This is a genomic window from Pararhizobium polonicum, from assembly GCF_001687365.1.
GTDB lineage: Bacteria > Pseudomonadota > Alphaproteobacteria > Rhizobiales > Rhizobiaceae > Pararhizobium > Pararhizobium polonicum.
In genome coordinates this window covers 292,077-307,575 of sequence record NZ_LGLV01000004.1, presented here as the reverse complement: position 1 = coordinate 307,575, position 15,499 = coordinate 292,077, and the positions used below count along the sequence as shown (strand labels likewise).

The window sequence follows — 15,499 nt, the reverse complement described above, 5'->3', positions numbered from 1 at the left end:
TGCACAACCCTGTCCGAAGATATCTGCGGCAAGCAGGCTGCTCATGCACGAAAAATCCCTCCAGATTCCCCGTGTGTTCAAGATGGGGCTTTTATCGCGCGCCATCAAGCTCATTCCCGATTATATAACCTTGACGTAAACGTCAATAAGGTGGCCACTATTTGCACGTGCATGGCCAGATTTCGCGGCATGACTGTGCAGCAATGGCTTTGCGAACAGGGGAAAAAGGTATATTGCAGTGCAATAACGTCAGGGCTTCCTCCCAATTTCGCCCTGGCTTCCCATTTCAAAACCAAAATCCTTTGGGCCGGTCAGGCCCCAGGCAGGTTATTCCATGTCAGAAGACGCTCTCTCTTCCATTCCGGCTGCCCGTTGGGGCGGCATGTCCAGCGCTGAATTGGCCTTGGCCGTCGGCGGTTTCGGCATCGGCACCGGCGAATTTGCCATCATGGGGCTTTTGCCGCAGGTGGCCGACGATCTTTCCATTTCCGTCCCCTATGCCGGTCACGTCATCAGCGCCTATGCGATCGGCGTCGTTGTCGGGGCGCCGCTGCTTGCGGTGCTTGCCGCGCGGTATTCCCGGCACAATGTCCTGCTTGCCCTGATGAGCCTGTTTGCGCTCGGCAATATCGCCAGTGCCGTTGCCGGCAGTTTCGGCCTGCTGGTCGCAGCCCGCTTTCTCGCAGGCTTGCCGCACGGCGCCTATTTCGGGGTTGCGGCCCTGGTGGCTGCCGGTATGGCGGCACCCCATCAGCGGGCGCGGGCCATTGGCCGCGTCATGATGGGCCTGACGGTCGCCACTCTGCTCGGAACGCCGCTTGTCGCCTGGTTCGGTCAGGCGCTCGGCTGGCGGGCGGCCTTTGCCATCGTCGGCGCCATCAGTGTGCTGACGGTCGTTCTCACGTGGTTCTACGTGCCGAAGGACCGTGCCAACCCCGCCGCATCGCCGTTGAAGGAACTCGGCGCGCTCGGCAAATCCCAGGTCTGGCTGACGCTCGGTATCTGTGCCATCGGTTGCGGCGGCATGTTTGCCGTGTTCAGCTATATCACGCCGGCGCTCACCGAAGTCGCAGGTGTCTCGCTCGGCAGCGTCCCGATCATGCTCTCGGTGTTCGGCGCCGGCATGATCCTCGGCAATATCGTCGGCTCGCGCCTTGCCGACTGGTCGCTGATGTCGGCAATCGGTATTGCGCTCGTCTTCAACCTCCTAGCCTACGTTCTGTTTTACTTCACCATGACGACACCGTGGATGGCCGTGATCAACGTTCTCCTGATTGGTGGCGGATTTGCCGTCGTGCCGGGTATCCAGATGCGGCTGATGGATGTGGCGGGGGAGGCACAGACACTGGCCGCCGCCCTCAGCCATTCCGCCTTCAATCTTGCCAATGCGCTGGGCGCCTGGCTTGGCGGCCTGTCGATTGCGGCAGGCTATGGCTGGACATCGACCGGCCTGGTCGGCGCCATGATGTCCGTGGGCGGTATCGGCATCTTCCTCTCGTCGGTTTTGCTCGATCGCTCGAAAGCGAAGGCGGTCGGCCACCGTTGAGGTTCCGTGCGCGATTTCGTCGCGCATGGCCGCTATTCCCCCGATGAAATTCGATTGTCATCCGCTTGTGTTGACCATGCGATCATACTTACCTATGGCGCATGGGCCCGGTTTACGGGAAACAAATGGAAACATGCTGGCAAGCCGTGGGTTTTGCTGTCATCTTGATGACATGTGGAGGAATGCTTTTTGCAACTGAGCAATCGTGAACGGGACGAGCCGCCGTCAGAACCGCGCCTTTTCGGCCGTCCGGCCTATGAACGCTCGGCGCTTGTCGGCCCCATTGCGGCCGCGCGCTGGCTGCTGGTCTTTGTCCTGCTTGCCGGCGTCTATTTCTTTCACGGGTTTCTCGTGCCGGTGCTCGCAGCGCTTGTTATCGGCTTTGCGAGCTGGCCGATCTATCGCTGGCTCCTCGGCGCGATCGGCGGCAATCGCACGCTGGGAGCGACGATCGCGATCATCGCGGTGATTTCCTTCATCGTTGCGCCGATCTCGCTGACCGCTGCCTATGCCGTCGATGAAGTGCGCAGCTGGGTAATCTGGACCATCGAGACGAATGCAACCGGCGCCACCGTGCCGGTCTGGCTGACGCAGATCCCCGGGCTCGGGGTCTGGCTCGGTGAACAATGGGCCAAATATGTCGGCCATCCCGGTGCGCTCGGCGAACTGGTACAGCTGGTCAGCGGCTCCAATATCGGCAGCATCTATCGCGGTGTACTGGTCGTCGGCGCATCCGCCTTCCAGTCGCTGCTGACGCTTCTTTTCATGCTCATCACGCTGTTCTTCGTCTATCGCGACGGCGAAAAGCTTGTTGCCCAGCTCGATCATCTTGGCGAACGTATCCTGCCGATGCGCTGGGAACGGGTATCGCGGATCGTGCCCTTGACCATCAGTTCGACGGTTACGGGCATGGGGATCATTGCCATCGGCGAAGGCATCGTGCTCGGCCTGGCCTATTGGATGGCGGGCGTGCCCTCTCCGGTAACGCTCGGCATCATCACCGGCATCATGGCGCTCGTTCCTGGCGGCGCACCGCTCTGCTTCACACTGGTCTCGGTCTATCTCTTCGCCAGCGGCTCGCCTTTCGCGGCCCTCGCCCTGTTTGCATGGGGAACCATCGAGCTGTTCATCGTCGACAAGACGCTGCGGCCAAGGCTCGTCGGCGGGCCGATCAAGCTGCCCTTTCTGCCGACCTTCTTCGGGCTTGTCGGGGGCGTGAAGACGATGGGATTTCTCGGATTGTTCGTCGGACCGGTGTTGATGGCACTTCTGGTGTCCATCTGGCGGGAATGGCTGCGGGAGGTCACCACACCGCCGCCGGACACGAGCTCAAAGAAGGCTCACGGTATCGTCTTGCCGGATCGGTGACGGATGGGTGCCGGCCGTCGGTGATTTCTTTCTCTTGGGCGAAACTGAATCCAAAGATCCGGGGGAATTGCCGCGTGATCTGCGCGGCGCGTTGCGCTAATGGTTTTCTACGCCGAACGGCACTCCGCCGCCGTCGCGGCGGATCCATTCGAAAGCTCAGGGAAGCAGATGAACCGCACGTATTACGCCCCGCAGGGCGGCGCCCCCGCGCAAACACAGCTGTTGACGGATCGCGCCGTCTTTACCGAAGCCTATGCCATCATCCCCAAGGGTGTGATGATGGATATCGTCACCAGCTTTTTGCCGTTCTGGGAAAACACTCGGCTCTGGGTCCTGTCGCGACCGCTCTCCGGTTTCGCCGAGACCTTTTCGCAATACATCATGGAAGTGGCGCCCGGTGGCGGCAGCGACCGGCCGGAGCTCGATGCGAGCGCCGAGGGCGTGCTGTTCATCGTCGAAGGGGAACTGACCGTGACGCTGGATGGCGCAGCCCATCAGATGCATCCGGGCGGCTATGCCTTCATTCCGCCAGCCAGCACGTGGTCGGTGCGCAATATGGGCGGCAAGCCGGTGCGGTTCCACTGGATACGCAAGGCCTATGAATTCGTTGACGGGCTCGATGTGCCGGCGGCGCTTTTCCTGAATGAAGCGGATATCGCGCCGTCGCCGATGGCGGGTACCGAAGGTAAGTGGGCAACGACGCGCTTCGTCGATCCCAATGACCTTCGCCACGACATGCACGTGACCATCGTCACCTTCGAGCCGGGCGCGGTGATCCCGTTCGCCGAAACCCATGTCATGGAGCATGGGCTCTATGTTCTGGAGGGCAAGGCCGTGTACCGGCTCAATCAGGATTGGGTGGAGGTCGAGGCCGGCGACTATATGTGGCTGCGCGCCTTTTGCCCGCAGGCCTGCTACGCCGGCGGCCCCGGCAAATTCCGCTACCTGCTCTACAAGGATGTCAATCGTCACATGAAGCTGAAGCCGCACGCCTGAGCTTCCCATCTAGCAACGTATTTCCCTGCCGGATGCCTGTCAGGCAAGACCGGCGGGGATCGGTGCGATCGTCCTGTCGCTGCCATAGTCGCGCTGATGGGCGACATGGCCGCGAAGACGGCGCGGTTCGGACTTGATCTCGATGGCGGGAAGTTCGAAGGCGCCGTCGGCATAGGTGCCGGTATCCGCCGCGTCGTCACGGTTGCTCTTGAGCAGATTGAAGATCATCGAAGGTCCTCCCGGTTTTCGCATCGACGGCCGTTCGGCCGCTACCGTTCTCCTCCTAAACGAAAAAGAGTTAAAAAATTAACCATGTTCGCCAGGGGAAAACTGTGGCGGGGATGCTGTGCATGCCGGGGGCATTTTACCGCCGATGTAAGACATCATTGCGTCGAGCAGCTATCATCGGAAGCCGTAATGTGCCGAACGATCAGTTCAGGGATCGCGTGGCCAGTTCTTCGCTGAGGATCCGGAAGGCGTCGTCCAGTGCATCGACCAGGATGTCGGTCAGCTTGTCGGCATTTTCGTCCTGCAGAAACAGGGCAATCGCCGTGTCCTGGGGGTTGCCGGAATATTCGGTGGTGTTTGACATATCATTGTCCTCTGCTGTCCGGCATCATGCCAGTGGTGGGGCATGGTATGGCGCGTCGCTTGCGCCGGGCTTGAACAGTTGGGCGGCAGGTCAGCCAATAAGGCGCAATTTTGATTCCGTCGAGCCAAATTATGTTTCGATACGGGACAAAACGTATCGATGGGGCCTGCAGACCGGTCTCGCTTTGCATGCCGAGCGGTCCGATTTAATGCAAGGAAATCTGTGGTTGATGCTATCGATAAGGCCCGGCATGCAATCATGCGCAGAGCCTCGAGCGCCGGCCGCTCCGATCGATCAGAAATTTCCGAGGATGACCATGTCTAAAGCCACCGATGAGCGCTTGAACAAACTTCTTGCGCTGGGAAGCCGCATTGAGAGCGAAGAACGACGGAAGAAGCAGGAAATCGAACTTGCCAAAACCCGGAAGGCGGAGCGCAGGCAATGGGTCGAGGAGAATTGGGTGCAAACGTTCCGCCCCAAGATCGAAAGCGCAATTGATGTCCTGAATCAAAAGCTGCAAATGGCCGATATGCCGCGCATGCGTCTGACCGAGCCGGCTCCGGGGACGTCGTCAAAAGTCGAGATGGAAATCTCAAGTGACGTGTCAGGCCGATCGATCAGAAGCGCGGTCAGCTTGACCGAGGATCATATCCAGTTTCAGCACTACCGCCGATCATCGGCGCAAAGCGTTTCGGTCGGGCATAACGTCATCAGCCTGAACGATTTCACCACGGACAAGGTGAACGAAGTCCTCATCGACGTGCTCGATGCGTTTACCCGGGACTTTCCCAAGTAACGGACGGGCAACCGTGCCCATCCGCACGCCCTGTGCATCCGGACGAGCGGCTGGATAGCGTGATGCCCGGATGTTCTCTCCCTCGTCTGCTCGCGCCAGCGGAATTGCCGGCGCAAGCAGTAACGGTGTTGCGCGTTGACGTTATTGTTCCCGCTTTTCAGGGAGAACCTGCATATCCCCGCCGATGAGTATCGAATGCCGAGGCTGGGCGCCGATGGCCAGCGTGCGGGCGAGCAGCCCGTCGCGGAGCAGGCGAAAGACATGTCCGAGCAATCCTGTCATGCTTCTGCTTCCTTGTTTACGCGGTTGAATTCGCTTTTTTCGCATCGATATAGGCCCGCCAGCCGCCGAGCGCCGTCACCTCCTGAGCGCCGGCAATGGCATGTGCCTCGCAGAGGAAACCGGAGATGATCGAGCCATCGTCGAGAACCACTTTTCCGATGCCGAGCGGTCCCGGAATTTTCTGGACGAAATGGCCGAAGGCGGCCGGTGGCAGAGCCCAGACTTCGACCTCCAGGCCGTTGCCGGTAAAACCGGGCTGGCGGATGAGGCCGGGTTTGGGCGGTACCGTGTCCGGCAGCACGAAGAGGCGGTAGTCGCCGGCCGTCCGGCAGGTCTTCACCCGATATCCGCCCGGCTCGGTCAGTTCATGGTTGAGCGGCATGTCGGTGAGGTGTGCGCCGACCACGACGATCGGGACGAAGCCATCGTCAAGCGGTGCGACCCGGCTTGCTTCGGGCAGCGGTGCCGTCCTGTCCTTGCCCATGCCGGCACCCAGCGCCCGGTGCAGGATGTCGGCAAACGGGGCGAGCGCATCGTCGGTAAACGCCGGACCGATCAGCGTTACGCCGCCGGGCAGGCCATTGCTGCCGAAGCCTGCCGGAATGGCGATGGCGGCATAGTCGTAGAGATTGACGAAATTCGTGTAGCGACCGAAATGGCCGTTCTTCACGATCGGATCGGCCAGCATGTCCTCGACGGTATAGGTGGTGGGCGAGGTCGGCAGCAGCAGGATGTCGACCTTCGTCCACTCGACCTTGGTCTTCTGCCGAAGCGCCTCGAGCCTGTACTTGCCCTCGAAGGCGGCGACGGCATCATAGGCCTTTGCACCCTCGATGATGGTGCGCACCGTCGGGTCGAAATCATCGGCGTTGCTGCTCAGGAAGTCCTTGACGGCGGCCAGCCGTTCGGCAACCCAGGGGCCGTTATAGAGCAGTTCTGCCGCCTGCCGGAATGGCGCGTAGTCGAAGGGCACGATGGTTGCGCCGAGCGATTTCGCCCGCTCGATCGCAGCGTCATACAGTGCCTCGACATCCGCGTTTCCGAAGAACTCACGCTCGTCTCCCTCCAGCACACCGATCCGCAGACCGGAGGCGGGAAGGCCAGCGGGTATCGCCTGGCGCGAGAAGGGATCGGCAGCGTCGTAGCCTTCCATCACTTTGCGGATCGCAACACCATCGCCAACCGTGCCGGCAAAGACGGTGACCACATCGACGCTGCGGCAGGCCGGGACGACGCCTACGTTCGGTACCAGTCCGGGCGTCGGCTTGATGCCGACGAGATTGTTGAAGGCGGCCGGTACGCGGCCGGAACCGGCCGTGTCGGTGCCGAGCGCGAATGTGGCAAGGCCGGATGCGACGGCAACGGCCGAACCGGAACTCGAACCACCCGACACATAGGCAGAATTGAAGACGGAGCGGGGTGCGCCATGGGGAGACCGTGTGCCGTTGAGCCCGGTTGCGAACTGGTCGAGATTGGTCTTGCCGATGACGAGGGCACCGGCCGCCTTCAGGCGGCCGACCACGGTTGAGTCCGCTACCGGATCATAGGCATAGGCGGGGCAGGCGGCCGTGGTCGGCAGGCCCGCTGCGTCGATATTGTCCTTCACGGCGAAGGGAATGCCCCAGAGCGGCAGACTGTTTGCCTCCGGCGCCCGCGTCATCAGGTCGCGGGCTGCTTGACGCAGGTCCTCATCCGGCGTGGGCGTGATGAAGATCGCCGGATCAGTGGAGGCCGCGCGGCGGGCGATCACGTCTTCGATGAGATCCAGCGGTGTCAGGCCGGATTGATAGGCAGCGCGCAGACTTGAGAGATCGAGAATGGTGGGCAGCATGTTACAAGCTCTCCAGAACGACGATGATATCGCCGGCTTTGATATTCCGTCCGGGCCCGGCGCGCAGATCGCGAACGCGGCCGCTGGCATGGGCAGTGACGTTGATTTCCATTTTCATGGATTCGATGATGGCGACCGTATCGCCGGCAGCGACGGATGCTCCCGGCTCCACCATGAGTTTCCAGATATTGCCCGGCACGCTGCTGGCGACACCGAAGCAGCCGGCCGGGATATCGCCCTCGAGGCTTTCGCCTGCTCCCTCGTCACTGACGAAACTGTCGAGACCGGTTTCCTTCCAGCTTTGCCGCTCGGCGTCGAAAGCCGCCTGCTGCGTCGCCTTGAAGCGGTTGATTGAGTCTGCGTTGGCCTGCAGCTCCTTTTCGTAAGCCGCATAGGAGAATTCCGTCTCGTCGATCCGCACGGGATAACCGCCATGCGGGAAGGCAGCCCGCGCCTCGGTCAACTCCTGATGATTGACTGGAAAGAAGCGGATCTGGTCGAAGAAATTCAGCAGCCACGGCTTGCCCTTGGCGAATGCGGGTGTCTGCCGCCAGGTGTTCCAGACCTGGATGGTGCGGCCAAACAGCTGATAGCCGCCCGGTCCTTCCATGCCGTAGATGCACATATAGGCGCCGCCAATGCCAACGGCATTTTCCGGGGTCCAGGTGCGGGCCGGATTGTACTTGGTGGTGACGAGGCGATGGCGCGGATCGACAGGGGTTGCCACCGGTGCACCGAGATAGACGTCGCCAAGACCCAGCACGAGATAGCTGGCATCAAAGACGATGTCTTTCACCGCCTGTTCGTCCGGCAATCCGTTGATACGGCGGATGAACTCGATGTTGGACGGGCACCAGGGCGCGTTCGGACGGACCAGCTCCTGATATTTGCGCATGGCAAGCTCGGCATCCGGATCGTTCCACGACAGCGGCAGATGCACGATGCGGCTGGGGACCGTAACCGCCTGCGCGGGTGGAAGGCTTGCCTCTATATCTGCCAACAGTCCAAGCAGACGCTTTCGCGTCAATGTCGTTCCATCATAGTGAATCTGCAGCGACCGGATGCCGGGCGTCAGGTCGATGAGACCGGGCAGGCGGGCCTCCACGACGGCCTGCATCAGCAGGTGGACGCGCAATCTGAGTGCGATATCGAGCGCCATCGGCCCATATTCGACCAGCAGGTTGTCATCACCCTGGCGGCGGTAAACGACGGAAACCGGGCCGTCATCGCGCGTCCCGACAATGGCCGAGCCGATATCCGCAGCCGGCCGGTGAACGGCAGGACCGGCGACAGGATCTTCGCTTCTTGCCACGGCATGAAAGCGGATGCGATCGCCGGGCTTGAACTGGCCCATCTTCCATTGCTCGTCGCGGGCGATCACAGCCGGGCAGACAAAGCCGCCGAGGCTTGGGCCATCGGGACCGAGAATGATCGGCATATCGCCGGTGAAATCGATGGCGCCGACGGCATAGGCATTGTCATGCAGGTTGGAGGGGTGAAGCCCCGCCTCTCCGCCGTCGCTGCGCGCCCATTTCGGTGCCGGGCCGATCAGACGGACACCGGTGCGGGCACTGTTGAAATGCACCTCGTAGGCGGTGGAAAACAGTGCGTCGATGTCGCCCGGCTGAAAGAAATCCGGTGCGCCATGGGGCCCGTAGAGGACACCGACGCTCCATTCGCGGGTGAGTTCCGCGGGCTTGTTCGCAGGCTCTGGCGGCTCGACGGGTTCTTGCCGCGCAAGATGCAGTACATGGCCGGTTTTGAGCGTGCCGGTGGCGTTGCCGCCGAACTGACCGAGCCCGAATGTGGCGCGTGAACCGAGCACCACAGGCGCGGAAAAGCCGCCCGCGACCGCGAGATAGGCGCGCTGGCCCGGGCCTTCGATAGCGCCGATCGACAGCACTTGCTCGGCACGAATGGTCACGGCCGTCCCGTGCGGCAGCAGCAGGCCGTCACAGGTCATCGGCATCTGTGCTCCGCTGAGCGCAATCACCGTATCGGTATAGAAGCGCAGGGTCGGGCCGGACACGGTCAACTCCAGCGCTGCCGTCGTGTCGTCGTTGCCGGCGAGACGATTGGCGTGACGGAAGGAGCGCTCGTCCATCGGTCCGCTCGGTGGCACGCCGACATGCCAGAGGCCGAGACGGCCGGGCAGTTCCTGAAGGCTGGACTGGGCGCCCGGCGACAGGACCTCGATGACATCCGGCACGAAGGCGAAATCGCGCAGCGCCGTCGTGGCCACCTTGCCGCTGGCGAGAAGATCGGAAGCGGCGATTGCACGAAGATAGTCGAGATTGGTCTCGATCCCGGCAATCGACGTCGCGGCAAGGGCTGCCTGAAGTTTTCCAATCGCCGTCGGGCGGTCCTCAGCTGCGACGATCAGTTTTGCCAGCATCGGATCGTAGAACGGCGTCACCTCGGTGCCAGTCTCGATCCAGCCGTCGACGCGGGCGTTTTCGGGAAGCACAACCTCCGTCAGAAGCCCGGCGCTCGGGCGGAAACCGGCGTGCGGCATCTCGGCATAGACGCGCACCTCGATCGCGGCCCCTTTCGGCGTCAGAGCCTCGGCACCCGAAAGCACATCCTCGCCGGCGGCCTGGCGGATCATCCATTCGACGAGATCAATGCCGAAGACCGCTTCCGTCACCGGATGTTCGACCTGCAGCCGGGTGTTGACCTCGAGGAAGTAGAATTCCTCGCGTGCCGGATCGTAGATGAACTCGACGGTCCCGGCCGAAGCATAGGAGACCGATGTCCCGAGATCGACCGCCGCCTTGTGCAGCCGTGCCCGTGTTGTATCCGAAAGACCCGGTGCCGGCGTTTCCTCAACCACTTTCTGATTGCGCCGCTGCAGCGAGCAGTCCCGCTCGCCAAGCGCCACCACCTTGCCTCTGCCGTCGCCGAAAATCTGCACTTCGACATGGCGGGCATCGGCGACGAAGCGCTCGATATAGACGCGGGCATCGCCGAAGCTGGCGCGCGCCGTGCGTTGCACGCTCTCGAAGGCGGCTTTCAGCGCCTCGGCATCCGCACACAGCTGCATGCCGATGCCACCGCCGCCGGCCGTACTCTTCAGCATGACCGGATAGCCGACGGTTTCGGCGGCCACCAGCGCATCCTCGGCATCCTCCAGCAATCCGCTGCCCGGCAGAAGCGGCACGCCGCTCGATTTGGCCAGTTCGCGGGCGGTGTGTTTTAGCCCGAAGGCGGAAAGATGTTCCGGACGCGGCCCGATGAAGGCGATGCCCTCGGCTGCCAGCCGTTCGGCAAAGCCGATATTTTCCGAGAGGAACCCGTAGCCGGGATGCACGGCCTCTGCGCCGGTCGCCTTGCAGGCGGCGATGACGGCATCGACGTTGAGGTAGCTTTCGGTGGCGGGCGAGGGACCGAGACGCACCGCTTCGTCCGCAAGCCGCGTTGCCATGGCAAACCGGTCGGCGTCGGAATAGACAGCGACGGAGGCGATGCCCATTGTCTTCAATGTCCGGATAACGCGGACGGCGATTTCGCCTCTGTTGGCGATCAAAACCTTGTTGAACATGACATCAGACCCCCGCATCCCAGATCAGCACCCGGATCGGTGTCGGATCGAAGCCGTTGCAGGGATTGTTGATCTGCGGGCAATTGGAGATGACGCAGAGCACGTCCATCTCGGCGACAAGCTCGACATAGTCGCCCGGCGAGGAGATGCCGTCGACGATGGTCATCTTGCCATCGGGGCTGATCGGCACGTTCATGAAGAAGTTGATGTTGGGCACGATGTCGCGCTTGCTCATGCCGTGTTTCATCACCTCGATCACGAAGTTGTCGCGGCAGGCATGCAGGTATTTGGTGCCATGGCCGAAGCGCACGGTGTTGCTCTCGCAGGAGCAGGCGCCGGCCGAGGTGTCGTGGCGACCGCAGCTGTCGGCCGTCATTGTCAGCATCACGCGGCCTTCGTTGGACATGATCCGCGTGCCGGTGCCGACATAGGCCGCCCCCTGTTCGCGCATCGTGTCCTGATTGGAGTAACGCTCGGAAAAATCATCGGCCTTGTAGAACAGCGTATCGATCGCCTGCTGGCCGTAGCTGTCCTCGATGCGGATCGTCTGGCCCTTGCGCACGATGCCGGACCAGGGCGCTTCGGCCGGAATGACGTAATCCTGCGCGGCATTTTCGACAGTGCGCGAGGCAGCGGTCTGAATGAAATCGGTCATGGTTCGCTCCTCCTCAAGCCTGCATCAGGGCGTTGTTTTCAAAGCCGCGAACGGCCTCGGCGGTTGCCGTGCGGGCAAGATCGTCGGCTGCCGGTGCTGCGGCACGGAAGCGGGTGATGGTTACCGGCGCGGGCGCATAGACCGGATTGGGATCGAGCGGGTGCGGGCAATTGGAGAACGCCACGATCATGTCCATCTCGGCACGCATTTCGGCGTAGTCGCCGCTGTTGGAGGTTTTGCCCTGCCAGCGGAACCCGCCGGTATCGTCGATGCGGACCGGCGCAAAGAGATTGAGAACCGCCGGAATATCGCGGCGTTCGAGGCCGAGCTTTCCGGTGGCGAGGATGAAATTGTCGCGCGTGTTGCGGGTCTTAACGCCCGGATATTTCGCAGCGTTCGACGCGGCCGTCGATCCGCCCATCAGGCAATCATGGGAGCCTGCGCTGTCCTCGATCATCGAGAACATCACCCGGCCCATATCCGAGAAGATCACCCGGCCTTTGCCGAGTGCGGTCGTCCACTGCATCTTGACCGTATCGACCAGGTTGAGCCTTTCGCTGGTGTCGGCCGCATTCCAGGCGATCAGCGCCACGGTCGAGGCACCGTCCTGCTGGTCGATGCGCAGCGCCTCGCCATGCTTCAAAAGGGTCGACCAGTACCAGCCGCCGGGGATGGTTTCCTGATGGATGACCGCCGTGGGAGAGATCGCCGGTGCGGGCAGGGGGCTCGGTGTCGGAAGTGTCTTGGGAGCGAACTCCAATCCCTTCTTCTGATGTTCTTCGTAACGCTGCCGGTTGGCGGCGATCTCCTCTGCGGAACGTCTGACGTGCATGGCTATTTATCTCCTGACGGACTGGAAGACGGGTCGTCCCGGTGAAGGCCCTGTAAAGCGACCGGGCCGTCCCGGTCAGGGTTTGAATGCGAAGGCTCGCCCGCGCGGCGCGGCGGCCAGATGGCGATGTCCTTGGTGATGGTGGCGCCGTAGCGCTGTTTTTCCTCCGGCCGATCGCGCGGACGCTCGAAGGCGACGACACGGGTGGCGAGCGTGAAGGCTTCGCGCATGTCATGCGTGACCATGACGACGGTCATCTGCGTCTCGTGCCAGAGCCGCTTCATCAGCGTGTGGATCTCAGCGCGGATGCCGGGGTCGAGCGCACCGAACGGCTCGTCGAGCAGCAACACCTTCGGCTTCATGATCAGCGCCTGCGCCAGCGCCAGCCGCTGCTGCATGCCGCCGGAAAGCTGGGCGGGATATTTGCCTTCCGCGCCGGAGAGACCGACTTCGGCAATCAACTGCCGGGCCTCTTCGATGGCTCCCCCCCGGGCGGAGCCGAAGAGCTTCGCCTTGTATTTCGCGGCCGTCAGTTCTTTGCCGAGCAGCACATTGCCCAGCACGGTCAGATGTGGAAAGACCGAATAGCGCTGGAAGACGACGCCACGATCCGGACCCGGCTCGGGCGGCAGCGGCTCGCCGTCGAGCAGGATCGTGCCTCTGGTGGTGCGTTCCTGGCCGAGCAGCATGCGCAGGAAGGTCGACTTGCCGCAGCCGGAGGGGCCGACAAGGGCGACGAAGGCGCGGGATGCGACGGTGAGGGAAACATTCTCCAGCACGATCTGGTCGCCATATTCCTTCCAGACATTGTCGATGACCAGTTCGCTCATCCCTGCTTCTCCAGTTCGGACCAGGGGAAAACGGCGATGCGGATGCGGTCGAGGATGAAGTTGGTGAGAACCGCGAGAAGCGTGATCCAGACGACGTAAGGAAAGATCACGTCCATCGACAGGTAACGGCGGACGAGGAAGATGCGGTAACCAAGCCCGCTGTCGGACGAGATTGCTTCCGCAGCGATCAGGAACAGCCAGGCCGGGCCGAGCTGCAGCCGCACGCAGGTGATCAGACGCGGCAGAATCTGCGGCAGCACGACGCGAAGGGCAATCTGCCAGGAGGAGCCGCCCAGCGTTTCGGCCTTGACGATCTGCTCGCGCGGCAGTTCGAGTGCCCGCAAAGCGAGATCGCGGATCATCGCAGGCGCGACGCCGATGACGATCAGCGCGATCTTGGATGTCTCGCCAAGGCCCATGACGATGAAGAGGATGGGCAGCAGCGCCAGCGGCGGCACCATGGAGATGACGGCGACGAAGGGCGCGAGCAGAGCCCGCAGATAAGGCAGCATGCCGATGACCATGCCGATCAGCAGGGCGGTCAGCGTCGAAATGCCGAGCCCCGCGAAAAGCCGGATGAGGCTGGCTGATGTGTCCGACCAGAGCAGATAGTCGCCGGTGCGGGGGTCCGGCAGGAAGGCCAGCCGGTTGATGGCCTCGGTAAAGCCCGCAAGACTCGGCAGTAGCTTGTCATTGGCATTTTCAGCCAGTCTGGCCGCCGATCCCGCCGTATAGGCGGCAATCAGCAGCACGAAGGGCAGAAGCATCAGGGCAAATTGTGCGCCCCGGCTCGGCCTGGTGTTGATCCAGCGCATGAACATGGCTCCGCTGATGAAGGGATGATGGCGGCGCGGGATCCCGCACCGCCGATCGGCGCAACGCTCAGAGCGAGCCGTCAGCAGCGGCCTTCATGTAGGCCTCGGTGAAGCGCAGCTTGACGTTGCCGCTGTCGCCGAGAACCGTGCCATCCGGCATCTCGATGCCGATGACATCGGCCGACGCCGCGCCGCTGCCAAGCAGGCCCTTTTCGAACAGGAAATTGCGCACCAGATCCATCGTCTTCGGCAGGCTCGGCGAGGCGGTGAAGGCAACGGCATCGGCCGGCTTGTCGAACAGCTTGGTGGCGGCGATCTGGGCTTCGAAGCCCTTCAGGTCGGTGCCGGACGCCGAGCCCATCGCTTCGCGCGCCGCCTTGCCCTCGTCGCTGTCGGCCGTCATCAGCGCCGCGGTTTCGTACCAGATACCGGCCAGCGCCTTGCCGAAATCCGGATTATCCTTCAGCACATCGGAATTGGCGACCATCAGGTCGATGATCTCGCCGGGGATCTGCGAACTGTCGAAGACTTTCTTCGCCGTCGGGTCTTCGAGAATGGTGGAGACCAGGGGGTTCCAGGTGACGACGGCCGTCACATCGGCTGTCTTGTAGGCGGCGACCATGTCGGCGTCGGAGGTATTGACCACCTTCACGTCCTGCTCGGTCAGCTTGAGGCTATCGAGCGCGCGGGCCAGCAGATAGTGCGAGACCGAGAACTCGACCAGATTGACATTCTGGCCCTTCACATCGGCAAGGCTGGCCTTGTCCTTGAGGATGACGGCGTCGTTGCCATTGGAGAAGTCGCCGACGATGACCGCCGTCGTGTCGACGCCGCCTGCTGCCGGAATGGAAAGGCCGTCCATGTTGGTCAGCGTCACCGCGTCGAAGGCACCGGCGGTGTACTGGTTCATCGATTCGACATAGTCGTTGAACTGGGTGACGTCGATCTTGATATTGTATTTGTCAGCCCATTTCTTGACGATGCCGTGGTCGCTAGCATAACCCCAGGGCATCCAGCCGACATAGATCGACCAGGCGACCTTGAACTCGGTCTTGGGTGCCGCGAAGGCCGCCGATGTGATGCCGAAAGCCAGCGATGCCGTCAACGCGGTGATCGAGAGCATTTTCGAAAAAGTCTGCATTGAAATTCCCCTTTTTGCTTTTCTTCAAAAAAGGGATCGGCATGGACCATCGCGCCGCCAATCCCTTGGCTAACGAGGTCTCCCGGGCTTTTGTCCCGCCGTGCACCCGGCGGGATGTCTCCCCAACCGGTGGCAGCTCTCGGACCAGCACGCTTTTCAAAGCGCCGGAACCCTAGCCACCAACTCTGCGACTGAATACGCAAGGCGTGTGCCAGTCTATAAGTTACTGATTTTATTATAATATATCCGGAGGCTATATTCCCTCTCGCATGAA

At 62.1% G+C, this 15,499-nt stretch carries 14 protein-coding genes and 1 riboswitch; of the genes, 4 read left to right on the top strand and 10 right to left on the bottom strand.

Translation table 11 applies throughout. The annotated features are described in order from the left end of the window. Positions 1–334 precede the first annotated feature (334 nt). From ADU59_RS03160 to ADU59_RS03150, 3 genes are all read left to right on the top strand, one after another. On the top strand, positions 335–1,546 hold the full coding sequence (locus ADU59_RS03160) for an MFS transporter (RefSeq protein ID WP_068951583.1): 1,212 nt from the start codon (positions 335–337) through the stop codon (positions 1,544–1,546). Positions 1,547–1,735: 189 nt separating this feature from the next. Continuing rightward, a complete protein-coding gene (locus ADU59_RS03155) occupies positions 1,736–2,914 on the top strand; it encodes an AI-2E family transporter (protein WP_068951581.1) in 1,179 nt (392 codons plus the stop codon). A gap of 168 nt (positions 2,915–3,082) precedes the next feature. After that, positions 3,083–3,910 carry a bifunctional allantoicase/(S)-ureidoglycine aminohydrolase gene (locus ADU59_RS03150; RefSeq protein ID WP_068952535.1) on the top strand — a complete coding sequence of 276 codons (828 nt, stop codon included), beginning with the start codon at positions 3,083–3,085 and terminating at the stop codon, positions 3,908–3,910. A 39-nt stretch (positions 3,911–3,949) separates the two neighbouring features. Here the strand turns inward: ADU59_RS03150 and ADU59_RS03145 are convergent, their stop codons facing one another. Together ADU59_RS03145 and ADU59_RS30830 are read right to left on the bottom strand one after the other, a co-directional pair. Further along, a complete protein-coding gene (locus ADU59_RS03145; protein WP_068951580.1) occupies positions 3,950–4,138 on the bottom strand; it encodes a transthyretin-like family protein in 189 nt (62 codons plus the stop codon). Between the two features lie 202 nt (positions 4,139–4,340). Continuing rightward, complete coding sequence (locus ADU59_RS30830; RefSeq protein WP_099050734.1) at positions 4,341–4,502, bottom strand: hypothetical protein; 162 nt, start codon at positions 4,500–4,502, stop codon at positions 4,341–4,343. Positions 4,503–4,818: 316 nt separating this feature from the next. On the opposite strand from ADU59_RS30830, the gene ADU59_RS03140 reads away from it, so the two are divergent. Beyond that, positions 4,819–5,298, top strand: coding sequence for a hypothetical protein (locus ADU59_RS03140; protein ID WP_139093136.1), 480 nt, complete (start codon positions 4,819–4,821; stop codon positions 5,296–5,298). Positions 5,299–5,439: 141 nt separating this feature from the next. Here the strand turns inward: ADU59_RS03140 and ADU59_RS30545 are convergent, their stop codons facing one another. The 8 genes from ADU59_RS30545 to ADU59_RS03105 all read right to left on the bottom strand — a co-directional run bounded on the left by ADU59_RS30545 (position 5,440) and on the right by ADU59_RS03105 (position 15,225). Then, entirely contained in the window at positions 5,440–5,580 is a 141-nt protein-coding gene (locus tag ADU59_RS30545) for a hypothetical protein (RefSeq protein ID WP_158515693.1), read from the bottom strand. Between the two features lie 16 nt (positions 5,581–5,596). Then, positions 5,597–7,411 carry an allophanate hydrolase gene (gene atzF / locus ADU59_RS03135; protein ID WP_068951576.1) on the bottom strand — a complete coding sequence of 605 codons (1,815 nt, stop codon included), beginning with the start codon at positions 7,409–7,411 and terminating at the stop codon, positions 5,597–5,599. Between the two features lies 1 nt (position 7,412). Continuing rightward, a complete protein-coding gene (gene uca, locus ADU59_RS03130) occupies positions 7,413–10,952 on the bottom strand; it encodes an urea carboxylase (protein ID WP_068951574.1) in 3,540 nt (1,179 codons plus the stop codon). A gap of 4 nt (positions 10,953–10,956) precedes the next feature. After that, a complete protein-coding gene (locus ADU59_RS03125; protein ID WP_068951572.1) occupies positions 10,957–11,607 on the bottom strand; it encodes an urea amidolyase associated protein UAAP2 in 651 nt (216 codons plus the stop codon). A gap of 13 nt (positions 11,608–11,620) precedes the next feature. Next, positions 11,621–12,439, bottom strand: a complete 819-nt coding sequence (locus tag ADU59_RS03120) for an urea amidolyase associated protein UAAP1 (RefSeq protein ID WP_068951571.1) — start codon at positions 12,437–12,439, stop codon at positions 11,621–11,623. A 2-nt stretch (positions 12,440–12,441) separates the two neighbouring features. Continuing rightward, positions 12,442–13,269, bottom strand: coding sequence for an ABC transporter ATP-binding protein (locus tag ADU59_RS03115; RefSeq protein ID WP_068951569.1), 828 nt, complete (start codon positions 13,267–13,269; stop codon positions 12,442–12,444). Then, positions 13,266–14,084 carry an ABC transporter permease gene (locus ADU59_RS03110; RefSeq protein WP_068952532.1) on the bottom strand — a complete coding sequence of 273 codons (819 nt, stop codon included), beginning with the start codon at positions 14,082–14,084 and terminating at the stop codon, positions 13,266–13,268. The genes ADU59_RS03115 and ADU59_RS03110 overlap by 4 nt, the downstream gene beginning before the upstream one ends. 67 nt (positions 14,085–14,151) lie before the next feature. Beyond that, the gene (locus ADU59_RS03105; protein WP_068951567.1) at positions 14,152–15,225 is read right to left on the bottom strand and encodes a putative urea ABC transporter substrate-binding protein; all 1,074 of its coding nucleotides are present in this window, start codon (positions 15,223–15,225) and stop codon (positions 14,152–14,154) included. A 77-nt stretch (positions 15,226–15,302) separates the two neighbouring features. Further along, positions 15,303–15,412, bottom strand: a riboswitch (guanidine-I (ykkC/yxkD leader). Positions 15,413–15,499 lie beyond the last annotated feature (87 nt).

What these genes read in the sequence shown, in the direction of transcription:
- ADU59_RS03160 (WP_068951583.1), top strand. Translation starts at nt 335, where the DNA reads ATGTCAGAAGACGCTCTCTCTTCCATTCCGGCTGCCCGTTGGGGCGGC.
- ADU59_RS03150 (WP_068952535.1), top strand. Translation starts at nt 3,083, where the DNA reads ATGAACCGCACGTATTACGCCCCGCAGGGCGGCGCCCCCGCGCAAACA.
- ADU59_RS03145 (WP_068951580.1), bottom strand. Translation starts at nt 4,138, where the DNA reads ATGATCTTCAATCTGCTCAAGAGCAACCGTGACGACGCGGCGGATACC.
- ADU59_RS30830 (WP_099050734.1), bottom strand. Translation starts at nt 4,502, where the DNA reads ATGTCAAACACCACCGAATATTCCGGCAACCCCCAGGACACGGCGATT.
- ADU59_RS03140 (WP_139093136.1), top strand. Translation starts at nt 4,819, where the DNA reads ATGTCTAAAGCCACCGATGAGCGCTTGAACAAACTTCTTGCGCTGGGA.
- ADU59_RS30545 (WP_158515693.1), bottom strand. Translation starts at nt 5,580, where the DNA reads ATGACAGGATTGCTCGGACATGTCTTTCGCCTGCTCCGCGACGGGCTG.
- atzF (WP_068951576.1), bottom strand. Translation starts at nt 7,411, where the DNA reads ATGCTGCCCACCATTCTCGATCTCTCAAGTCTGCGCGCTGCCTATCAA.
- uca (WP_068951574.1), bottom strand. Translation starts at nt 10,952, where the DNA reads ATGTTCAACAAGGTTTTGATCGCCAACAGAGGCGAAATCGCCGTCCGC.
- ADU59_RS03125 (WP_068951572.1), bottom strand. Translation starts at nt 11,607, where the DNA reads ATGACCGATTTCATTCAGACCGCTGCCTCGCGCACTGTCGAAAATGCC.
- ADU59_RS03120 (WP_068951571.1), bottom strand. Translation starts at nt 12,439, where the DNA reads ATGCACGTCAGACGTTCCGCAGAGGAGATCGCCGCCAACCGGCAGCGT.
- ADU59_RS03115 (WP_068951569.1), bottom strand. Translation starts at nt 13,269, where the DNA reads ATGAGCGAACTGGTCATCGACAATGTCTGGAAGGAATATGGCGACCAG.
- ADU59_RS03110 (WP_068952532.1), bottom strand. Translation starts at nt 14,084, where the DNA reads ATGCGCTGGATCAACACCAGGCCGAGCCGGGGCGCACAATTTGCCCTG.
- ADU59_RS03105 (WP_068951567.1), bottom strand. Translation starts at nt 15,225, where the DNA reads ATGCAGACTTTTTCGAAAATGCTCTCGATCACCGCGTTGACGGCATCG.